At 68.8% G+C, this 19368-nt stretch carries 20 protein-coding genes; 11 read left to right on the forward strand and 9 right to left on the reverse strand.

From position 1 onward, the window contains the following. Positions 1 to 93 precede the first annotated feature (93 nt). Complete coding sequence (locus tag ACFPN1_RS01475) at positions 94 to 1059, forward strand: aspartyl protease family protein (protein ID WP_386752376.1); 966 nt, start codon at positions 94 to 96, stop codon at positions 1057 to 1059. 121 nt (positions 1060 to 1180) lie between these two features. On the opposite strand, the gene ACFPN1_RS01480 is transcribed toward ACFPN1_RS01475, so the two are convergent. Continuing rightward, a complete protein-coding gene (locus ACFPN1_RS01480) occupies positions 1181 to 2203 on the reverse strand; it encodes a TIGR00266 family protein (RefSeq protein WP_386752378.1) in 1023 nt (340 codons plus the stop codon). Positions 2204 to 2370: 167 nt separating this feature from the next. Between ACFPN1_RS01480 and ACFPN1_RS01485 the strand changes: the two genes are divergently transcribed. After that, positions 2371 to 2928: a DUF3228 family protein gene (locus tag ACFPN1_RS01485; protein ID WP_386752380.1), complete on the forward strand. Its 558-nt coding sequence runs from the start codon at positions 2371 to 2373 to the stop codon at positions 2926 to 2928. A gap of 145 nt (positions 2929 to 3073) precedes the next feature. Then, complete coding sequence (locus ACFPN1_RS01490; protein WP_386752381.1) at positions 3074 to 4396, forward strand: diguanylate cyclase; 1323 nt, start codon at positions 3074 to 3076, stop codon at positions 4394 to 4396. Between the two features lie 45 nt (positions 4397 to 4441). Here the strand turns inward: ACFPN1_RS01490 and ACFPN1_RS01495 are convergent, their stop codons facing one another. From ACFPN1_RS01495 to ACFPN1_RS01510, 4 genes are all read right to left on the reverse strand, one after another. After that, positions 4442 to 5467, reverse strand: coding sequence for an alpha/beta hydrolase family protein (locus ACFPN1_RS01495; RefSeq protein ID WP_386752382.1), 1026 nt, complete (start codon positions 5465 to 5467; stop codon positions 4442 to 4444). A gap of 164 nt (positions 5468 to 5631) precedes the next feature. After that, positions 5632 to 6144: a carboxymuconolactone decarboxylase family protein gene (locus ACFPN1_RS01500; RefSeq protein WP_386752384.1), complete on the reverse strand. Its 513-nt coding sequence runs from the start codon at positions 6142 to 6144 to the stop codon at positions 5632 to 5634. A gap of 7 nt (positions 6145 to 6151) precedes the next feature. Beyond that, positions 6152 to 7660, reverse strand: coding sequence for an alginate export family protein (locus ACFPN1_RS01505; protein WP_386752385.1), 1509 nt, complete (start codon positions 7658 to 7660; stop codon positions 6152 to 6154). An 8-nt stretch (positions 7661 to 7668) separates the two neighbouring features. Then, on the reverse strand, positions 7669 to 9096 hold the full coding sequence (locus tag ACFPN1_RS01510) for an MFS transporter (protein ID WP_386752386.1): 1428 nt from the start codon (positions 9094 to 9096) through the stop codon (positions 7669 to 7671). A gap of 94 nt (positions 9097 to 9190) precedes the next feature. Here ACFPN1_RS01510 and ACFPN1_RS01515 point away from each other — a divergent pair, with 94 nt between their 5' ends. From ACFPN1_RS01515 to ACFPN1_RS01530, 4 genes are all read left to right on the forward strand, one after another. Continuing rightward, positions 9191 to 10168, forward strand: a complete 978-nt coding sequence (locus ACFPN1_RS01515; protein WP_386752387.1) for a LysR family transcriptional regulator — start codon at positions 9191 to 9193, stop codon at positions 10166 to 10168. Positions 10169 to 10301: 133 nt separating this feature from the next. Next, positions 10302 to 10730, forward strand: a complete 429-nt coding sequence (locus ACFPN1_RS01520; RefSeq protein ID WP_386752388.1) for a DUF2231 domain-containing protein — start codon at positions 10302 to 10304, stop codon at positions 10728 to 10730. Next, positions 10727 to 12016: a PQQ-dependent sugar dehydrogenase gene (locus tag ACFPN1_RS01525; RefSeq protein ID WP_386752389.1), complete on the forward strand. Its 1290-nt coding sequence runs from the start codon at positions 10727 to 10729 to the stop codon at positions 12014 to 12016. The genes ACFPN1_RS01520 and ACFPN1_RS01525 overlap by 4 nt, the downstream gene beginning before the upstream one ends. A gap of 20 nt (positions 12017 to 12036) precedes the next feature. Further along, positions 12037 to 12576, forward strand: a complete 540-nt coding sequence (locus ACFPN1_RS01530; RefSeq protein ID WP_386752391.1) for a hypothetical protein — start codon at positions 12037 to 12039, stop codon at positions 12574 to 12576. A 34-nt stretch (positions 12577 to 12610) separates the two neighbouring features. Here ACFPN1_RS01530 and ACFPN1_RS01535 read toward each other — a convergent pair whose 3' ends face one another. Continuing rightward, a complete protein-coding gene (locus tag ACFPN1_RS01535) occupies positions 12611 to 12964 on the reverse strand; it encodes a hypothetical protein (RefSeq protein ID WP_386752393.1) in 354 nt (117 codons plus the stop codon). 156 nt (positions 12965 to 13120) lie between these two features. Between ACFPN1_RS01535 and ACFPN1_RS01540 the strand changes: the two genes are divergently transcribed. Next, the gene (locus ACFPN1_RS01540) at positions 13121 to 13351 is read left to right on the forward strand and encodes a hypothetical protein (RefSeq protein WP_386752395.1); all 231 of its coding nucleotides are present in this window, start codon (positions 13121 to 13123) and stop codon (positions 13349 to 13351) included. A 67-nt stretch (positions 13352 to 13418) separates the two neighbouring features. Here the strand turns inward: ACFPN1_RS01540 and ACFPN1_RS01545 are convergent, their stop codons facing one another. From ACFPN1_RS01545 to ACFPN1_RS01555, 3 genes are read right to left on the reverse strand one after another with little or no spacing between them, the layout of a single operon-like run. Further along, positions 13419 to 13907: a hypothetical protein gene (locus tag ACFPN1_RS01545; protein ID WP_386752396.1), complete on the reverse strand. Its 489-nt coding sequence runs from the start codon at positions 13905 to 13907 to the stop codon at positions 13419 to 13421. Positions 13908 to 13910: 3 nt separating this feature from the next. After that, the gene (locus tag ACFPN1_RS01550) at positions 13911 to 14135 is read right to left on the reverse strand and encodes a helix-turn-helix domain-containing protein (RefSeq protein WP_386752398.1); all 225 of its coding nucleotides are present in this window, start codon (positions 14133 to 14135) and stop codon (positions 13911 to 13913) included. 1 nt (position 14136) lies between these two features. Further along, positions 14137 to 14646: a DUF2975 domain-containing protein gene (locus ACFPN1_RS01555; protein WP_386752400.1), complete on the reverse strand. Its 510-nt coding sequence runs from the start codon at positions 14644 to 14646 to the stop codon at positions 14137 to 14139. A gap of 376 nt (positions 14647 to 15022) precedes the next feature. Between ACFPN1_RS01555 and ACFPN1_RS01560 the strand changes: the two genes are divergently transcribed. Genes ACFPN1_RS01560 through ACFPN1_RS01570 form a run of 3 tightly spaced genes read left to right on the forward strand, consistent with a single transcriptional unit; the run spans position 15023 to position 19272 of the window. Continuing rightward, on the forward strand, positions 15023 to 15688 hold the full coding sequence (locus tag ACFPN1_RS01560; RefSeq protein WP_386752401.1) for a carboxypeptidase regulatory-like domain-containing protein: 666 nt from the start codon (positions 15023 to 15025) through the stop codon (positions 15686 to 15688). 15 nt (positions 15689 to 15703) lie between these two features. Then, positions 15704 to 18046: a putative bifunctional diguanylate cyclase/phosphodiesterase gene (locus ACFPN1_RS01565; protein ID WP_386752402.1), complete on the forward strand. Its 2343-nt coding sequence runs from the start codon at positions 15704 to 15706 to the stop codon at positions 18044 to 18046. Continuing rightward, positions 18046 to 19272, forward strand: a complete 1227-nt coding sequence (locus tag ACFPN1_RS01570) for a hypothetical protein (protein ID WP_386752404.1) — start codon at positions 18046 to 18048, stop codon at positions 19270 to 19272. The genes ACFPN1_RS01565 and ACFPN1_RS01570 overlap by 1 nt, the downstream gene beginning before the upstream one ends. Positions 19273 to 19368 lie beyond the last annotated feature (96 nt).

Below are 19368 nucleotides of genomic sequence, written 5' to 3' on the forward strand. Positions count from 1 at the left end.
GCTCGAAAGGGAGGGGCAGTGTAGGCGATGGGCCCGCTCGTGTCCGGCAACGGTGTAGTGCAAGCCAGCGCGCGGCAGCGAGTAGGGACGGGAATGCCCGGGTTCACCTTCCTGAGCTTTCATGGTGGCCAACGGCGGATGGCAGGGCTAGGCTTCGGGCACTTGCTCTGCGTACGTCCGATGAAGCGTTGGAAGTTCCTGCTGACGATCGTTTTCCTGGTGCCCCTGACGCTCCACGCGGGTAGTCAGGATCTCGCGCGCACGAGCAAGGGGCATCTGGTCACGCGGGTGCGCATCGCGGGCTTCGGCGAGCAATGGTTCGTCGTCGACACGGGCGCCAGCGAAAGTGCGCTGTATGCGCATGCGCGCTTGCGCATGGGCTTGCCGGCGGAGCCGGGCAGCGAAATTGAAATGCATGGCGCCGGTGGTTCGCAGAAGGTCCGGCGGTACCGTTTGCCGTCGCTGTCGGTGGCGGGCATGAGCGCGGACCGCCTGCTGGTTTCGGGGCTGCCCAAGGGAATCCAGCACGGCCGCGACGTGACGGGTGTGCTGGGGCGCGATGTATTCGGCCGCTATCTGGTCGAGTTCGACCTGTCGGCCAACCGCTTCGGCCTCTACAACCCGGGCGAGTTGCCGTCCTCCCGGCGAGGCTGGAACGCCGTGCCCATCCGCCTGATGCCGCGTGTCGGCCTGGTCATGCTCGACGTGATGCTGGATGGCGCCAGGGTCACCGCGGTGCTCGATACCGGCGCGCGCAAGACCTTCGTGAACTGGCGTGCCGCACATGCGGCCGGCGTTTCCGCGCAGCCGCGACGCGACGCCGCGAAAACGGCCGGCGGCGCCACGCAGCATGCGGTGCGCTACAGCCTGTGCACGTTCGACGTCATCGCGATCGGGTCGACGCGGTTCCGCCCGAGCGAACTGGCGATCAGCGACCTGCCGGTGTTCGCGCCGATCGGCATGGATCAGGCGCCGGCGATGATCGTGGGCCTGGACCTGCTGGGGGATCGCCGCTTCGTCATCGACTATCCCGGGCGACGTTTGCTGATCGAGCGTTGAGGGGCGAGCGCGTCGCGATCGTTCGTCACGACGTAAGGAAGCAGTGCAGTTCGAGCGCGTTTGCTGCAGCCGGTCCTCCTGCGCGGCACGACCGCGCAGGAGCACTGCAGGATCCCTTCACTCAGAAGTTGTTGTCGCCGTCCAGCAGGCGGCCAAGGCCGCCGAGTACCGAGCCTTCGTCGCGGCCGCCACCGCGTTGCGGCGCCGCGGCGAGCATGCGGCCGGCCATGCGCGAGAACGGCAGCGATTGCAGCCAGACCTTGCCGGGGCCGGTGAGCGTCGCAAGGAACACGCCTTCGCCGCCGAACAACATGCTCTTGATGCCGCCGACCGCGCGCACGTCCATGCTGACGCTGTCGTGGAAGGCCATGACGCAGCCGGTGTCGACGTCGATGCGTTCGCCTGCGCGCAGTTCGCGTTCGACCACGGTGCCGCCGGCGTGCACGAAGACCCAGCCGTCGCCTTCCAGCTTCTGCATGATGAAACCTTCGCCGCCGAACAGGCCGGTGAGGATCTTGCGCTGGAAGTGGATGCCGACCTGCACGCCGCGCGCACCGGCGAGGAAGCTGTCCTTCTGGCAGATCAGGCGGCCGTTGTGCTCGTCGAGCTTCATCGCCAGCACCGTGCCCGGATACGGGGCCGCGAACGCGACACGCGCCTTGCCGCTGCCGGTGTGCGTGTAGACGGTGGTGAACAGGCTCTCGCCGGTGATGACGCGCTTGCCGGCGGTCATCAGCTTGTCGAGGAAGCCGCCACCCTGGCCCGACTGCGCGCCGCTGCCGAAGACGGTGTTCATCTCCACCGCCGCGTCCTTGTACATCAGCGCGCCGGCTTCGGCGATGGCGCTTTCGCCCGGATCGAGTTCGACTTCGACGAACTGCATGTCGTTGCCGACGATGCGGTAGTCGATGTCGTCGTTGCGCGGCGTGCTGCGTGCGCCCGACGCGCCGGGCAGCGGCGGCGGGAGGTGTTCGGGCGGCGCGGCGGGACGCAGTTCGGCGACCTCGGCGATCGGTCGCCAGCCGGTGAAGCCTTCGCGCCAGCAGAAGTGACCGGGATGCTGCTGCGCGTACTGCTGCGCCGGGGCGTCCTCGAACGGTCCGATGCGGTCGCCGGTGCCGGAATGGAAATACCAACTGGTCATGGGGGCCTGTGTCCTTTGGGCTGTTGGAGAAGCAGCGCGCAAGCTAGCAGGCGCACGACGCGCGTGACAGGTGCCGGCGGTCATGCCATCGCGACATGCCCTCGTGATCGGAGACGTGCCCTGGTGCCCGATAATGCCGGCCGGTTTCCCGATCCCGCCGCTCGCGCATGTCCATCGTCCTGACCGATTTCGCCCGTCCCCGCCTGTTCCCGCGCGAGCCGCGACGCAACACGATCCAGGACTGCACGCCCGATCAGTTCGAGCGGCACCTCAACGACGTGCCGCCGCTGCGCGTGCTCGACGGCTACGCGCCGTTCTGCAAGCTGCACGTGCATCGCAACTGGACTTCCACGCGCTGTCTGGCGGTGCCGATCACCGATGCCAACCGCCACCTGCTGCGCTCCGACTACGAAGCCCGCACACAGGACGAATTGCCGGTGCTGGTGCGCTGGTTCGAGGGCCTGGAGCCGCCGGTCGCCGACTACCTGATCGCGATCCTCTACAGCCGCGAACAACTGGCGAAGGAGGGCACGAACATCGAAGCCGACTGGGGTGTGGTGGGCTGCATGTACACCGCCGAGCCGGTCGAGACGCCCATGGCGCCGGTGACGATGATGCGCAACGCCCTGGGCGTGGACGAAGGTGGCTCCGGCGTGCCGCTGGATCGCGAGGCCTACCGCCGCAGCGTCGAGTTCTGGCGCACGCACGCGAACTGGCGGGGCTGAGCGCGCAGCGGCCGGCACCGCTGCAGGCGCGCGGAGGCGGGTTGCCTTTACCGTTCAGCCTCACCGACGCGCCGGACGCGGTTCACCGTTCAGGACGCCCGCGTACGGTCGATAACGGACTGGCAGCGATATCGCATCCGGCGCCGTGCAACCACTCTTCCGCACTCCAGCAGCAGTTCCCGACGGGCATCCAGGCGACGCGATCCTGCTCGTCGACAATTCGCGCTCGTTCGCGGCAATGCTGTCGGCCTCGATCGGCGAGCGCCTGGGGCTGCCGGTCACCGTGGTCGCGTCGCTGGCCGAGGCCCGGCAGGCGCTGGCCGGATCGGACCGCCACTTCCTGGTCTTCACCGGGCTGGTGCTGGCCGATGCGGACGCCGACGCGATCCTCGGCTTCTTCGTTTCGACCGGCTTGCCGCTGGTGGTGGTGTCGGGCGCCTACGACGACGCCATCCGGCAGAAGCTGCAGGCGCAGCCGATCGTGGACTGCGTGCTGAAGGACACGCCGGGCAGCATCGATTACCTGGTGTGGCTGGCGCAGCGCCTCGAGCGCAACCGCCGCATCGGCGCGCTGGTCGTGGACGATTCGCCGGCGGCGCGTGCGCTGGCGAGTTCGCGCCTGCGCCTGTACGGATTCCAGGTCGCCGAAGCCGCGAACGGCGCCGACGCGCTGCTGGCCATCGCGGCCGACCCCGGCATCCGCCTGGTGATCACCGACTACGAGATGCCGGGCATGCACGGCATCGAACTGATCCGCCACCTGCGCCGGACCCACGCGCGCGACCGCCTCGCGATCATCGGCGTGTCCGGTTCCGGCACCGCGCCGCTGGTCGCGCAGTTCCTCAAGCACGGGGCCAACGACTTCCTGCACAAGCCGTGGTCGGGCGAGGAATTCTTCTGCCGCGTGTCGCAGAACGTCGACAACCTCGACCTGATCGGCACGCTGCAGGACCTGGCCACGCGCGACTTCCTGACCGGCTTGCCGAATCGCCGGCACTTCTTCGACCTGGGCGCGAAGATGTTCGAGGGGGCGCGCGCACGGGGTCTGTCGGTGGCGATGATCGACATCGATCACTTCAAGCACATCAACGACAGCCATGGCCACGACGCCGGCGATCTTGCGATCAAGGCAGTGGCGAACGCGGTGGCGCAGCACGCGCGCGGTCAGGATCTGCCGGCGCGTTTCGGTGGCGAGGAATTCGTGCTGCTCGCACCCGGTCTGCGGGGCGACGCTGCGGCTGCGTATTTCGAATCGCTGCGCGCCGGCATCGAAGCCATGAGCGTGCCGCTGGGCGATGGCCGCAGCGTCCGCCTCACCGTGAGCATCGGCGTGTGTCCGGATGTCGGTGGCGGGTTGTCCGCGATGCTCGCCGAGGCCGATCGGCAGCTCTATGTCGCCAAGGCCAGTGGACGCAACCGCGTCAAGCAGGCGGCGGAAACGAGCGCGCGCGAACCTTCGATGGCGTGACGCGCGCTCGGCATGGCTTGATTGCGTTCTGTCGCGTCCCGGCGCTCACCGCGCGATCGCCGATGCGGGCAGGTGCGAATCGAAAAAGCGGATCACCTCCGCGTTCATGGCCGTGTGCGCCGCCGCGCGATCGAATCCCTTCGGGTCGGCGCACAACGCAGGCGGCTGCATCAGGCCGCAGGGTGCAAGGAAGGACAGGTGCGTGGCGCCGGCGATCCGGTGCGCTTCGACGCGATCGCCCAGACCCGCGGCCACGATGCCGGCATTGCTGGCGAACGGCACGGTCTCATCGCGATCGCCGCTCCACAGCTGCACCGGCACGCGCACGCCCGACAGGCCATCCGGTGCGAACGTGAAGCCCAGGCCCGGCGCGGCGAGTACAACGGCCTTGATGCGCGGATCGGAGCTGAAGTGGCCCGCGCCCTGCGCGCCAGCCAGCAGCGGCGACCCGACCTGCGCGAACGCCGTGCAGATGAATTCGGGCGTCCGGCTGCAGTGCTCCGGAATGGCGGCCATCCTCGGCACGCCGCCCGCAAGCGTGAGGACGGTGAAGGCGCCGGCGGACATGCCGAAGGCGCCGACCCGATCGCGATCCACGTGCGATGCGCCGGACCAGGGACCGAGAACGTGGTCGAGCGTGGAACGCATCTGCTGCGCGCGCTGGCTGAAGAGCGCCGGCGAACTTTGGCGGCTCTGGTCGGCGTAGTTGTCGCCGGCATGCGTGGGCGCGGCGACGACGTACCCCGAGCTCGCCAGTTCCATGGCGAGATCGACGTGGCTCAGCGCGCTGCCGCCGTTGCCATGCGAGATCAGCACTACCGGCAATCGCTCTCCCGCCACCGGACCGTTGCGAGCCACGCTGAGCAACTGGCCGCCCAGGAAGGTCGTCGGCCACGGCGTGCCAGAGGTGGGATACCACAGGGCCACGGCCACCGGACCGCCGGGGCTGTCGACGCGCACGACCTGGAAGCCGACGGGTCTTTCCGTACGTCGCGCCGTCCCGATCGCCAGGGCGATGCCGGCCACGACGACGATGACAAGCACGAGCGCAAGCCGCTTCAACCATTTCATGAGGATCTGCTCCACCGGGATATGGGTTTGGCGCCGGGAGGCCGGGCGGAAAGCACGTCGATGCAGCGCTCGGCATTGCGCACGGCATCACCGCTGCTCCTGCCGCGGGTCCGGGCATGCGAAGCCCGCGGTCGCCGGGCATTGTCAAGGGCGCCCATGGCTGTTCAGAGCGGCCGCTTGCGAAAGCCGACGGCGAAGCGGTTCCAGGCGTTGGTCGTCGTCACCACCAGCGTGAGGTCGACCAGCTGCGACGGCAGGAACCAGCGCTTCGCGTGTTCCCAGGTTTCGTCCGGCACCTGCGAATCCGCGACGCGGGTCAGCGCCTCCGCCCACGCCAGCGCAGCGCGCTCGGAGTCGGTGAAGAGGAGGGTATCGCACCACACCGGCAACAGCATGAGCCGGCGTTCGTCGATCCCGAGACTGCGTGCAGCGCTGGCGTGCTTGTCGATGCAGTAGGCACAGCCGTTGATCTGGGAGACGCGCAGGCGGATGAGTTCGATCAGGGATTTTGCCAGGCCGGAACGCGCGATGCGCTGTTCCGGTGCGCCCATGGCCTGCATGGCGTCGGGTCCGAAAGCGAAGAAGTCCAGGCGTGCTTCGAAGTGGCGCGATGCGGTCGCCAACGGCAACGCGTTATGGGTCGTGTCGGATGCAGCATGAATGGAGGCGTCGTTCATGGCGATCTCAGTAGCGGTAGGTGGCGGAGACGTAGGCGTAGTGGCCCGAGGGATAGCCGGCGCGCGCGAGCGCATCGCCCGTGGCGAAGTGCTCGACATTCATCGACAGCGACAGGTTCGGCGTCGCGTTCCAGTTGCCCGACACGCGGGCCAGGCGGCCGACGTCGTGGCCGGAGACGTCCTGCGTGCCGGCGTATGCGCGCAGGCCACCGGCATAGACCGCGTCGTTCGTGCGCAGCCGGCGCGCGTGGCCGTACTCGAAGGACAGCGTGGTGTGGGGCGTCGGCGAAAGCGCGATGCCGGGCGTGACCATCAACAGGTTGCTCAGGCCGAGGAACTGGCCTTCGCCGAGATAGTTGGAACTTGCGTACAGCGGATGGAAGTCGCGGATCGGACCGGAGCCATAGGCGCCGCCACCGGAGGCGACGTCGACGCGCGAGGTCATGCGCGCTTTCCAGCCGTCGTCGGACAACGCCAGGCTCTGTACGGCGAATATGCCCCAGGCATCGATGCGTCGCCCATCGATGGAGTTGCCGCTTTGGCGCACGGCCGTCCAGTCGAATCGTGCCGCTCCAACGCGGCCCCACAGGCGCGCACCGATCGTGTCGCGGTCGTCGCGACCGGTCCGGCCGGCCACGCGCAATCGCGGATTCGTGGTGTGGAACCAGAAGGGATCCAGATAGGTGTTCGGGCCCTCGCCGCGCGACACGATGAAGCTGGCCGTCAGCCCACGCAAAGCCTCGGCGTGATCCGTTGTCTCGTCGAATCCGCCATGACCGAGCCGCGTCGCCCGCAGGTCGAAGGCGCCGACCCGATACCGTGCGCCGTGCGCATACAGCCGCACGCCATTCCAGGACCGGTGCAGGTTGGGCCCATCGCTCAGGCTGATGAGCTGGCGCGGGCCGTCGGAAAATTCCTGGCGGCCGATCATTACGCCGAGCAGGGTATCGCCCGCGCCGTCGCGCCTGCCGACGACGTGCATGTCCGCGAACAGTTGCTGCAGGGCGAGGTCGTTGCGGAAGTTGGGTGTCGCGGTGGCGCGCCGCGTGTCGACCCGGGCGGTGCCGAGTTCGCCATAGACGCGCAGGTGCGGATCGACCCGCAGGTCGGCGCCGACGATCGCGCGCAGTTGCGTCTGCGCGAAATCGTCGCCGCGTACGAGTTTCGCGTTGTCCGAAACCGCATGGCGCAACCGCACTTCCGAGCTGAGGGTGAGACGGGCCGCATCGCCCAGCGCCATGGCCTTGAAAGCCGGTGCGCGACCCGCATTCCGCACGCCCGACCAGTCTTCGGCCCACCGGCTGGCCATCAGGCCGCGGCCCGACTCCGGCCCCCATCCGGCGGCCATGAGCGGATAGGGATCCGCCGGTACCGGGGCGAGGGCGCCGGCCTGGGTCGTTCCCGCGCAGCGGGCGTGCGCGGCGTTGTTCTCGTCATGCGTCGCAGCCACCACCACCGGAGGGAGGAACAGCGACAGCAGCCCGGCGTGGACGAGGGGGCGTGTTGGGCGGGACATGGGGGTTCTCACGAACGTGGCGAGGGAGCCGGCGCGCGGCGCTTGCGGCCGGCGGCAAGGAGCAGTGCGACAGCGACGAAGAGCGCGGCGACGGCGAATGCGGCATGCGTTCCGGACACCACCGCGGCGACGCCGGCGGTCGCGATGTCCCGCGTTCCGGAAGCGGACGCGAAGATCGCGCCCATCATCGAAGCGCCGGTGATCAGGCCGAGATTGCGCGACAGGTTGAGCAGTCCCGACACGACGCCGCGCTGGCCGGCGTCGACACCCGTCATCACGGCCGTGTTGTTGGCGGCCTGGAAGATCGCGAATCCGGCGGTCACCGACACCAGTGGCACGACGTAGCCGACGATGCCGGTCGAGGGCGACACGAACGCCAGCGCGCTTGCGCCCAACGCCATCACGGCGAGTCCGGCGATCGTCGTGCGGTGCGTGCCGAAGCGATCCACGCAGCGGCCCGCCGGCACACCCGCCACGGCTGCGACGAGCGGTCCCGCAGTCATGACGAGGCCGACTCCGGCCGATTCCAGCCGCAACGCGCCCGATAAATAGAAGGGGCCGACGACCAGCGTGGTCATCGCGACCGTGGTGACCAGGCTGCTCATGGCGAAGCCCGTGCCGAGCACGCGGTCGCGGAACAGTCCCGGGCGCACCAGCGGAGCGCGCATGCGCGATTCGACCGGGACGAACAGCACCGCACCACCCAGCGCGACGAGCAACAGCGCGCCGTTCGTTGCATCGAAGCGTCCGCGGCCGAGCGTCATCGAGAGGGCGTACGCTGCGAGCGTCAACACGAGCAGTGCCGAGCCGGGCAGGTCGAAGGACGGACGCGCGGTCGCCGCGCGATCCGCCGGCAGGCAGCGGTAGACGAGTAGCAGGGCCGCGACACCGAGCGGCAGATTGACCAGGAAGATGGAGCGCCAGCCGAAGCTCGCGATCAGCAGGCCGCCCAGCGACGGGCCCAGCGCCGTGCCAATGGCGGAGGTGGTGCCGAGGAACCCCATCGCGCTGCCTGCGCGGGAGGCGGGAACGGCATCGCCCACCAGGGCCATGGTCAGCGTCATCATCACCGCCGCGCCCAACCCCTGGGCCGCGCGAGCGGCGACCAGCATTCCCAGCCCCGAGGCCGAGCCGCAAGCGATCGAGGCCGCGGTGAACAGGCCGATCCCCGCGAGCATCAGGCGGCGTCGCCCGACGACGTCGCCCAGCCGGCCGACGCTGACGATGAGCGTGGTGACCGCCAGCAGATAGGCCAGCACCACCCACTGCACGGCCTGGAACGATGCGTGGAGATCCCGCATCAGGGTCGGCAGGGCGACGTTCGCGATGCTCGTGCCGAGCGACGAGAGCAGCATCGTGAGGGCGAGTCCCGCCAGGCCCAACGCAGCCGCGGAGGGGACGGGGATCGTGGGATCGGTTGCAGCGGGACGGGACACGACGCGGGACCTCCGACAAGCTGGAGCGCTGCGGTCCGGGCGGATGCAATGGCCGTGCAGCGCGGTACGGAGCCAGCGTAGGAGCGCATCAGCCATGGCGGAAGGCGCACGGATCGCAAAGTATTCGTGCACGAAACGCCATGTCTGGCGCGATTCGTGGTACTTCTCCCGCATGGCGATGCCCGACCTCAACCTGCTGGTGACGCTCGACGTGCTGTTGCAGGAGGGCAGCGTGGTCGGCGCGGCCAAGCGTCTGCAGCTGAGCGCGTCCGCCATGAGCCGTGCGCTGGCGCGACTGCGTGAGGAAACCGGCGATCCGCTGCTCGTGCGCGCCGGGCGCGGGCTGGTGCCGACGCCGCGCGCGCTCGAACTGCGCGATCGCGTTCGCCAGGTCGTGGGCGAAGCCGAAGCCGTGTTGCGCCCGGCGATGAAATTCGACCTCGCGACGCTGGAACGCAGCTTCACCATCCGCAGCAGCGAAGGCTTCGTCGAAACCTTCGGTCCGGCGCTGCTGGCGCGCATCGCTGCCGAAGCGCCGGGCGTGCGGTTGTGGTTCGTGCCAAAGCCCGACAAGGACAGCACGCCCCTGCGTGAGGGAACGGTGGATCTGGAGACGGGAACCATCGGCAAGGCGATGGGGCCCGAGGTGCGCACGCAGGGCCTGTTCCGCGATCGCTTCGTCGGCATCGTGCGCAAGGGCCACCCGTTGAGCCGCGGCCGGGTCACGCCGCAACGCTACGCCGCCGGCACGCATGTGCTGATCTCGCGACGCGGGCTGGAAATGGGCGCCGTGGATGCGGCGCTCCAAACCCTCGGCCTGATGCGTCGCGGCGCGGTGACGGTCGGCGGCTTCGCACCCGCGATCGCACTGGCGGGCGAATCCGACCTGATCGCCACGGTGCCCGAGCAGCACACGCGCCGTCTGTGGCACGGCCTGCATCGCTTCGCGCTGCCCATGCCGGTTCCGGCGTTCACGATTTCGCTGTTCTGGCATCCGCGCATGGATGCCGATCCGGCGCATCGCTGGCTGCGCAAGCTGATGGTCGACGTCTGCGCAGTCGGGCGCAGCTGACACCGCACCCGTACGCAACCGCCAAACACAAGGCCTGTACGGGAGGTGGTCTAGAACATCCGCAACTCCGCGGACGCGCTGCGCGACGTTCGCAACGACGCTGCCTGAGACCTGCCCCACGGGAGGTGCGATCGTGTCCAGCCTTGCCGAGCGACGGCCTTACGGATCGACGCATCCGGCCCATGCGTTCCTGCTTGCTGCGAGCGTGCCGGCGTTCCTGGGCGCCACGCTCGGCGATATTGCCTATGCGAAGAGCTACGAGGTGCAGTGGATCAACTTCGCTTCATGGCTGATCGTCGGCGGCCTCGTATTCGCGGTGGCGGCGCTCGCCTGCGGATTCGCGGCGCTGCTGCGTCCACCGTGGCGAAGTGCGGGCGCCCTGGCGGGTTTCCTCGTCCTGCTGGCCTGCTGCGTGCTCGGCGTCATCGACGCGTTCATCCATGCGCGCGATGCGTGGGCAAGCATGCCGGCGGGCCTGACGCTGTCCGTTGTCGTCCTTGTACTGGCCGGCATTGCCGCATGGATCGGTTTCGCCGGACTGCGTGCGGGAGGCCCGCCATGAAGCGACAGAACGCGATCGTCGCCACGCTGGCTGCTGCGCTCGCGTCGTGCAGCGGCCAGGATCCCGATCCATCGCAATACGGTGCGAACCCCGCGCTACCCCAGCAGCAGGAGTCGCTGGTGCCCCGCATGGAAATCGCCGATCCCGCGCCCTGGGGCAAGCAACAGCCGCTCGTGCCATCCGGTTACGCGATCACCGCGATCGCGAACGGGCTGGCGATTCCGCGGCAGACGCTGGTGCTGCCCAACGGCGACATCCTGATAGCGGAAGGGCGGGGCGGCAATGCGCCGAAGCTGCGTCCGAAGGACATCATCGCCGGCCGCATCAAGGCCCAGGGCACGACGCCGGTGCAGGGCGGCAACCGGCTGACGCTGTTGCGCGATGCCGACGGCGATGGCCGCTACGAACTCAAGTCGGTCTTCGCCACGGGTCTCAATGCACCCTATGGCCTCGCCCTGGTGGGCCGGCATCTGTACGTGGCCAACCAGGACGCGCTGGTGCAGTTCGACTATCACGACGGACAGGCGCGCGCCGTCGGCGCGCCGGTGAAGGTCACGGATCTGCCGTCGGCGATCAACCACCACTGGACCAAATCGCTGGCGGCCAGTGCGGACGGGCGCCTGCTGTACGTGGGCATCGGTTCCAACAGCAACATCACCGAGCGCGGCATGACGGCCGAAGTGGACCGCGCGATGGTGTGGGAAGTCGATCCGGCGACCGGCGCCCACCGACCGTATGCGACTGGCCTGCGCAATCCCACGGCGCTCGCCGTGCAGCCCGGAAGCGGTCGCCTGTGGGCGGTGGTGAACGAACGCGACGAACTCGGTCCGAACCTGGTGCCCGATTACCTCACTTCGGTGCGCGATGGCGGCTTTTACGGCTGGCCTTACAGCTACTGGGGCCAGCATGTGGATCCGCGCGTGCGTCCGCCGGATCCGGACAAGGTCGCCGCGGCCATCCGTCCGGACTACAGCCTGGGATCGCATGTCGCGGCGCTCGGTGTCGCGTTCTCCGTTCCCGCCATGGGTGCGCGGTTCGCCGACGGGGTTTTCGTCGGCGAGCATGGCAGCTGGAACCGCAGCGATCCGGTCGGCTACAAGGTGGTGTTCGTGCCATTCCGCAATGGGCGGCCGGCCGGGCCGCCGGTGGACGTGGTGACCGGATTCCGCGGCAAGGACGGACGCACGCGCGGACGTCCCGTGGGCGTGAGCGTGGATCCGCGCGGTGCGCTCATCGTCGCCGATGATCTGTCGAACACGGTATGGCGCATGACGCCGGTGCGCTGAGGCCACGAGTGAGCGCGGCGATGAGCACCGAACTCTGGCTGGCCTGCATCGGGTACCTCGTCTGGCTGCTGGCCGGAACGGCCGACTTCCTGTGCCACTGGCGCACGGATCTGCCGCATACCTCCGGTGTCGCCGAATCGACGACGCATCTCGTCGAGCTCGCGTTGCTGGGCGCTGCGGTCGTCGCCTGGCTGGTTTTCGACATCACGGCATTGACGGTGATGCTGATGTTCGCGCTGGTGATCGCGCACGCGGTAGTGGGATACATCGACACGCGGATCGCCTTCGCTCGGCGGCGCGTCATCCTCCCGGTCGAACAGCACGTGCACAGCGTGCTGGACATGGCACCGATCGTGGCGCTCGTGTGGGTGGTGGTCTCCAGCTGGCCTGCGGCAATCGACGGCGACTGGGAGTTGCGCCTGCGCGCACCGGCGTTGCCGTTCGCCGCCTGGGCAGTGGCGCTGCTGCCGCCGGTCGTCCTCTGCATCGTGCCGGCCGTCGGCGAGTTCAGTGTGGCGTGGAGGACGCGCCGCTTCGTCGCGAGCGATCGTGTGCGCTAGCGGTTGGGATTCACCAGCAGCTGCTGCGAAGAACTCAGCCCTGGCCGAACGCGGCCAGTACCAGCAGCACGAACGCGATCACTGCCAGCGTGGCGTGGGCGATCACCAGCCATGCCGGCAACAGGCGTTGCTTCCACTTGTAGGCGAGGCTCATCACGGCGCCGCCCGCGGCCGCCAGCAGGAACAGCACAAGGGCCGGCAACGCAAGCGACGACACCGGCATCGTGCAAATCGCATAGGCGAGCAAGGTCAGGCCTGAAGCGGCAAGCAATCCATGCAGCATCGCCAGCCATGCGGGCGGATTGTGCCGGGTGGTGAAGCGGATGCCCGCCATCAGCAGGCCGCCGAGCGCGGCGATGGCGAAGAGGACGGTCGCGGTCTGGAGCATGGTGTGCCTGCCCGATGACGGCGGTGGAGGCAGGGTAGGCGCTCCGCGCGTGCCTGCAGCGTGAACGAGCAGCACGTGCGTGAACTGTACGTCTGCGGCTATGCATCTTCTTGACGGCCGACCTGTTTAGGTTTGCGTACGAACAGGAGGGATGCCATGGGAATCAGCCAGACGTACGACCCGCGCTATCGCGAAGTGCTTGCCCGGCTCGACCGTATCGCCACCGTCAGTCGGGGCCATCGCGCCGGACTGCACCTCGACGACGCCCGGCTGATGGAGCAGTACGTGCGCGTGCTTGCAGCGTGGGAACAGCACCTGTTGCAGCCGGAGAGCGACGCACCGGCGACGAAGCGCGCACCGGTGCGTCAGGCTTCCGCAATCGAATAGGCGCGGGCGGCTGGAAACAAGCAGCTGGAATCAACAACTGGAATCAACAGCGGCAGCCAATGGCTGACTAGCCAGGCATTGCCTGGGCCGTCACCGGTGCCCCGGCGTTGCGACGCGACCAGCCGAAATAGGTGCGCCACGCATAACCCCACGGCACCACGGCCGCCAGCAGCGGCACGGCGAGGAACGCAGCGGCCACTTCACCGGTCGGCGTGCCCCACAGGGTATCGGCTTGCCACAGCGGATACGCGACGAAGCCGAGCCAGATGGCCTTGTAGCCGATCGTGAAGAACATCAGCGGCAGCCAGCGCAGCGGCCGGAACAGTCCGAACAGCGCGAGCGCGGGATAGGTCGCCCACACCGTCCACGCCATCGCGCGCAGCGGCTCCCACGGACCCTCGTGGGACAGCAGCACCTGCCACGCCGTGGGCGCGACGAACACCAGCATCAGCAGATAGAACAGGCGCAGGCCCCAGAGCTGGATGGGGCGGACGCCTTCGTGACGCGGATCGGGTGCGAAGAAGCGGATCAGCGGATGGCGGGATGCGTCGGGCATGGCTTAGTCCTCGCTGGAAGGCAGGGTGGGATCGAAGGCGAGCAGATCGCCCGGCTGGCACTCGAGCGCAAGGCAGATGGCCTCGAGCGTGGAAAAGCGGATTGCCTTGGCCTTCCCGGTCTTCAGGATCGACAGGTTGGCCAGGGTGATGTCGACGCGCGCGGCAAGTTCGGTGAGCGTCATCCGCCGCGCGTGCAGCAGGTCGTCCAGGCGTACGACGATGGCCATCTCACACCGTCCCTTCGAGATCGGCGCGCATGCGTGCTCCATGCGCGAACACGCCCGACAGGACGAACAGCAACAGCACGGCGAGCCACGGCGTGAAGCTGTACTCGCCCAGCCGGCCGGACTCCCAGGCCGCGGACGCAATTGCGAGCACGAGCACCCGCAGTACTTCCAGCGCCACCAGGCGCCAGGCGATCGCATGGAGGCGCTGCGCGTTGTCGAGGATGAAGGGGTCGCCATCGCGGACCGTGTCCACGATCGCGAGCAGGCGCTGCAGGATCGTGTGCACGATGCCCGCGCCGAGCACGCCGATGACCATGATGGTGCGCAGGCCGGCAGCCGCCCACGGGTGGCTGGCGAGCTGGATGCCGAGGGGACGCATCGGCCAGCCCTCGGTGAAGAAGCTGGCCACGAGCAACGCGACGATGCCCAGCCCGTAGAGGATGTTGAGGACGGTCAGGACGCGGATGACCGGGCGGGCGGCAGTGAGGGCGCGGGCGGAGGTTCGGTTCATGGCGGGGTAGGCCCTGTTGGTATCGTGGAACGATAATAAACATATCGTTTTTCGATAAAAATAGGCCAAAAGGCACCCCTCCCGGTGTGCTCAGTCCCGACAACCGCAGCGTGCGCGCGGTCGCCGGTGCCGCGCGCACCGGACGCCGGCCACCGACGCCAAGGCGCTTGCCTGCCCGCACCACCGTGTCATCCGCGATCAGGGAACTGCCGCGTCGCGAATTGCCCCCAGCGGTGCATTGCAACCGCATGCTCACGAACCCGCGCCTTCCATCCCCCGCATCGCCACGCCTGCGAATGCACTTCGCATCGCCGGTGGTACGCTCGGCCCCATTCGGACCGATCCGGTCCTTCCGTCAGGCGTCTCGGGGGAGGGCATGCGGAAGCAGGGAAGTCTGTTCGGCCTGGTCGCACTGCTATGCGTTGCCGATCTGTCGGCGGCGGAACTCGAAGTGCGTGTCGTCGATCGCCACGGCGCTCCCGTCGCCGATGCGGTGGTGACGGTCGTCGTGCGCAACGAAGCGCCGAACGAATCACGCCGTCTGCCCGCGCGTGCTCCGTCCACCCGCGTGATCGACCAGAAGTCGCTCGCCTTCACGCCTTACGTCGAAGTCTTCCGCCCCGGCGACGAGGTCGTGTACCGCAACAGCGACCGCACCCGGCACCACGTGTATTCGTTCTCGCCGATCAAGGCGTTCGAATTCGTGCTCGCTCCGGGCGCGCGCTCCGAGCCGCTGAAACTCGAGCGATCCGGCGTGATCGCGGTCGGCTGCAACATCCACGACGGGATGATCAATTACCTGTACATCTCCGATGCGCCGTGGATCGCGCGCACCGATGGCGGCGGCGTGGTCGCGTTCCGCGATCTGCCGGCCGGCGCATTCGACGTGCGCGTCTGGCAGCCGCGCTTGCCGCCCAAGCGGCCGGACCTGGTGCAATCGGACCTCAATCTGCGCACCGACGAGCATCGCCGCCTGGACTTCTCCCTGTCCCTGCTGCCCGACTCGCGCCTGCAGTTCGACCGCGAGCACACGCGGTACTGACGGCGAGCCGACGCCATGGGCTTCCGCTTCCGCCTGGCTTCCTTCTTCGTCGTGGCGCTCGTGCTGGTGCAGGTGCTCACCGGCGTGCTGGTCTACCAGGTCACGCGGCATGAACTCATCGGCGAAGGCCAGCGCCAGTTGCAGGGCGCCTCGCAATCGTTCGCGCATCAGTTCCAGGACATGTCCGAGCGCGCCGCAGCGAGCGTGAAGGTGCTCGCGCAGGATTTCGCGCTGCGCTCGGCCGTGGCGCAGGGCGATGAAGCGACGGTCGTTTCCGCACTGCGCAACCACGGCCGTCGTGTCGGCGCCGCGCAGATGCTGCTGGTAGGCGTCGACGGGAGCGTGGAAGCCGATACCGCGCAGCAGTTGCGCAAGGGTGCGCCGTTCCCGTATCCCGACCTCGTCGATCGCGCCTTGCAGGATCCGACGGTCGCGACGGTGGCGTGGCAGGGGCGCGCCTACTGGATGGTGGTGGTGCCCGTGTTCGCGCCCGATCTCGTCGGATACATCGGCGCGGCCATTCCCGTGGACGATCGCGTGCTGATCCGGTTGCAACAGCAGTCGGCGCTGCCCAAGGGCATCGAGCTGGTGGCGATGCACGCCGGCGGCGGCGTCACCGTGCTCGCGCGCGGCAGCGAGCATGGCGAACTGGCCGTCCCGCTCGCCGCTCGTGGCCCGTTGCCAATCCGTCCCGCTGTCGTGGATATCGGCGGGCGTCAGTTCGTTTCGCAGGCCGTGTGGCTGGGCGGTTCGCGGCAGAGCGCGCGCATCGCGGCGGTGCTCGGTTTCTCCGTGGACGACGCGCTGCGGCCTTACCGCCCGGTTGCCGCTGCGTGGGCGGGACTGCTGGCACTGGGCCTGATCATCGGCCTCGTTTGCGCGTGGCTCATCGCGCGCAGCGTGTCGCGACCGGTCGAGGCACTGGCCGCGCACGCGCGGCGCATCGCCTCCGGCGATTACAGCGCGCCCGATGCGCCCCGACGCAACGACGAACTGGGCCAGCTCGCCAGCGCGTTCGCCAACATGACCGATGCGATCCGCGAACGCGAAGCGCGCATCCTGCACCAGGCCGGGCATGATCTGGTGACGGGCCTGCCCAATCGCGCCCATGCCGAAATCGCGATCCAGCACGCGCTCGCGGCGCGTCCGCAGGCGTCGGCGGCGTTGCTGATGCTGGGACTCGGGCGCCTGCCCGAGATCATCAAGACGCTGGGCCACGTGGTCTCGGACCGGCTGATGGTCGCGGCCGGCGCGCGGTTGCAGGATTCCGCCGGCACCGGCCTGATCGCGCGTGCGACCGACACGCAGCTGTCGATCTTCCTGCCCGACGCCACGCTGTCCGGAGCACAGGTGGTGGCCGGGCACATCGTCGAAGTGCTGGGCGAACCGTATCGCGAAGCCGATCTCACGCTCGATTTCGCGCCCGCGGTCGGCATCGCGCTCGCGCCCGAGCACGGCACCGATGCCGGCGCGCTGCTGCGTCGCGCGGAGGTCGCGATGATCGGCGCGTTGCGCGGCGACGATCCGATCGTCGTCTACGATGCCGCCACCGATCCGCACCGCCCCGAACGCCTGTCGCTGATGGGCGACCTGCGCCATGCGCTCGAGCACGACGGCATGCAGCTGCATTACCAGGCCAAGCTGAACCTGCAGGAAGGCCGCATCGACAGCGCCGAAGGCCTGATCCGCTGGCGCCATCCCGTGGCCGGGCCGGTGGCCCCCGACGCCTTCATCGCGCTCGCCGAGGAAACCGGCAACATCCGCCGCGTGACGCGTTGGGCGCTGGCCGCCGGCGTCGCGCAGGCCGCACGCTGGAAGGCCGAAGGCCACGCGATCCGCGTCTCCATCAACGTGTCCGCGCGTGACCTCGACGATGCCGAGCTGCCACGCCGCATCATCGGCCTGCTCGACACCTACGGCGTCGCACCCGAGCAGATCGCGCTGGAGATCACCGAGAGCGCGATCATGGGCAAGCCCGAAGCGGCGATCTCGGTACTGCGGCGCCTGGCCGATGCGGGCATCGATCTCGCCATCGACGACTTCGGTGTCGGCCAGTCGTCGTTCGCCTACCTGCGGCGCCTGCCGGTGCGCGAACTCAAGATCGACAAGACCTTCGTCACCCAGCTCGCGCGCGTGCGCGAAGACCGCCTCATCGTCGGTTCCATCGTCGAACTCGGCCATCGCCTCGGCTATCGCGTCACCGCCGAAGGCGTCGACGACGCGGAAGCCCTCGCGTGCCTGCGCAACATCGGCTGCGACCATGCGCAGGGCTACCTGATTGCCGAGCCCATGCCGGTGGACAGCTTCGGATACCTGCTCGACGCACACTGGCCGCAGGCGGCGGCACTGGAGCACTGATGGCACGGACGACCGCAACCCTGGCGACGGTGGCCCTGTCCCTGGCCGCGCTGGATGCATGCGCGCAATCGCTGAGCCTGGATGGCTACCTCGACCTGCGGGCGGCCGCTCCCGCGCACGAGGACAGCTGGCTCGACGGCGGACTGGGCAAGACACGGTTCGGCGGCGACGACGATGCCGCATCGGGTGGCGCCGCGATCACCGCGGCATTCCAGGCGACGCCCGCGCTGCTCGCGACCGCCACCGTGCAGTACCAGCCCGAATTGCGTCATTCCGTCGACGTGCTCGAGGCTTACCTGCGCTATCGCCCGGTCTCGATCACGCCGTGGCGATGGGCGCTCAAGGCCGGTGCGTTCTTTCCGCCGATCTCGCTGGAGCACGACGGCGTCGGCTGGAGCACCACGCGCACGCTGACACCGTCCGCGCTCAACACGTGGGTGGGCGAGGAACTGCGGATCTTCGGCACCGAACTGCACGTGGAATACCGCGGCCGGCGCGGCACGCTGGATGCACGCGCGGCGATGTTCTTCCGCAACGATCCGGCCGGCGAGCTGCTGAGTTCGCGAGGCTGGGCGATGGGCGACGTCGTGGCAGGCTTCGACACGAGCCTGCGCCAGCCCGACGTCTACGCTCCCGTCGCACGCGCGCCGGTGCCAATGCGCTTTCGCCCGTTCGTGGAAATGGACGACAGGCCGGGCTTCTATGCCGCGGTGGGTTGGGAGCCTTCCTCGCAGCGCCGCTTCTCCGCGCTGTACTACGACAACCAGACCGAACTCGATTATTCCGTGCGCTATGCCGGACGCAGGCTCTTCGCATGGCGCACCTGGTTCTGGAACCTGGGCGCGGAGCAGCGCTTCGGCGAGTGGGCATTGCTCGGCCAGGCCATGCACGGCACCACCACTTTCTCGCCCATGCCGGGGCGGATCGTGCTGGCGACCGACTTCAATGCCGGTTACCTGATGCTGGCGCGCGAGCACGGCGCCTGGCGCCCCGCCATGCGCGTCGATCTGTTCCAGGCCCGGCAAACCCCGCAGCTGCGGTCGCCGCCGCTGGACGAGCACGGCAACGCTGTCACCCTGGCCTTGAACTGGCGCCCCGCGGAGCGCGTGCGCGTGACCGGCGAAGTGCTGCGCATCGACAGCACCCGCAACCAGCGGAGCCGCGCCGGGCTCGGTGCGCGCCAGGTCGACACGCAGGTGCAGCTGGGCGTGCGGCTGTTCTTCTGAATCCGCACAGGCCCGATCCGCGAAGGCCCGGGCCGACGCCGCGTGCGATGCTGCGTCGGTTGGATCTCCATTCATGCAGGACTTCTGGGACGGGTC

Source organism: Lysobacter yangpyeongensis (genome assembly GCF_042655745.1).
GTDB lineage: Bacteria > Pseudomonadota > Gammaproteobacteria > Xanthomonadales > Xanthomonadaceae > Agrilutibacter > Agrilutibacter yangpyeongensis.

Excerpts from the sequence above, each read along its gene's own strand:
- ACFPN1_RS01475 (WP_386752376.1), top strand. The coding sequence starts at position 94 with ATGCCCGGGTTCACCTTCCTGAGCTTTCATGGTGGCCAACGGCGGATG.
- ACFPN1_RS01550 (WP_386752398.1), bottom strand. The coding sequence starts at position 14,135 with ATGGCCATCGTCGTACGCCTGGACGACCTGCTGCACGCGCGGCGGATG.
- ACFPN1_RS01545 (WP_386752396.1), bottom strand. The coding sequence starts at position 13,907 with ATGCCCGACGCATCCCGCCATCCGCTGATCCGCTTCTTCGCACCCGAT.
- ACFPN1_RS01485 (WP_386752380.1), top strand. The coding sequence starts at position 2,371 with ATGTCCATCGTCCTGACCGATTTCGCCCGTCCCCGCCTGTTCCCGCGC.
- ACFPN1_RS01505 (WP_386752385.1), bottom strand. The coding sequence starts at position 7,660 with ATGTCCCGCCCAACACGCCCCCTCGTCCACGCCGGGCTGCTGTCGCTG.
- ACFPN1_RS01525 (WP_386752389.1), top strand. The coding sequence starts at position 10,727 with ATGAAGCGACAGAACGCGATCGTCGCCACGCTGGCTGCTGCGCTCGCG.
- ACFPN1_RS01535 (WP_386752393.1), bottom strand. The coding sequence starts at position 12,964 with ATGCTCCAGACCGCGACCGTCCTCTTCGCCATCGCCGCGCTCGGCGGC.
- ACFPN1_RS01560 (WP_386752401.1), top strand. The coding sequence starts at position 15,023 with ATGCGGAAGCAGGGAAGTCTGTTCGGCCTGGTCGCACTGCTATGCGTT.
- ACFPN1_RS01565 (WP_386752402.1), top strand. The coding sequence starts at position 15,704 with ATGGGCTTCCGCTTCCGCCTGGCTTCCTTCTTCGTCGTGGCGCTCGTG.
- ACFPN1_RS01555 (WP_386752400.1), bottom strand. The coding sequence starts at position 14,646 with ATGAACCGAACCTCCGCCCGCGCCCTCACTGCCGCCCGCCCGGTCATC.
- ACFPN1_RS01495 (WP_386752382.1), bottom strand. The coding sequence starts at position 5,467 with ATGAAATGGTTGAAGCGGCTTGCGCTCGTGCTTGTCATCGTCGTCGTG.
- ACFPN1_RS01480 (WP_386752378.1), bottom strand. The coding sequence starts at position 2,203 with ATGACCAGTTGGTATTTCCATTCCGGCACCGGCGACCGCATCGGACCG.
- ACFPN1_RS01570 (WP_386752404.1), top strand. The coding sequence starts at position 18,046 with ATGGCACGGACGACCGCAACCCTGGCGACGGTGGCCCTGTCCCTGGCC.
- ACFPN1_RS01500 (WP_386752384.1), bottom strand. The coding sequence starts at position 6,144 with ATGAACGACGCCTCCATTCATGCTGCATCCGACACGACCCATAACGCG.
- ACFPN1_RS01515 (WP_386752387.1), top strand. The coding sequence starts at position 9,191 with ATGGCGGAAGGCGCACGGATCGCAAAGTATTCGTGCACGAAACGCCAT.
- ACFPN1_RS01530 (WP_386752391.1), top strand. The coding sequence starts at position 12,037 with ATGAGCACCGAACTCTGGCTGGCCTGCATCGGGTACCTCGTCTGGCTG.
- ACFPN1_RS01540 (WP_386752395.1), top strand. The coding sequence starts at position 13,121 with ATGGGAATCAGCCAGACGTACGACCCGCGCTATCGCGAAGTGCTTGCC.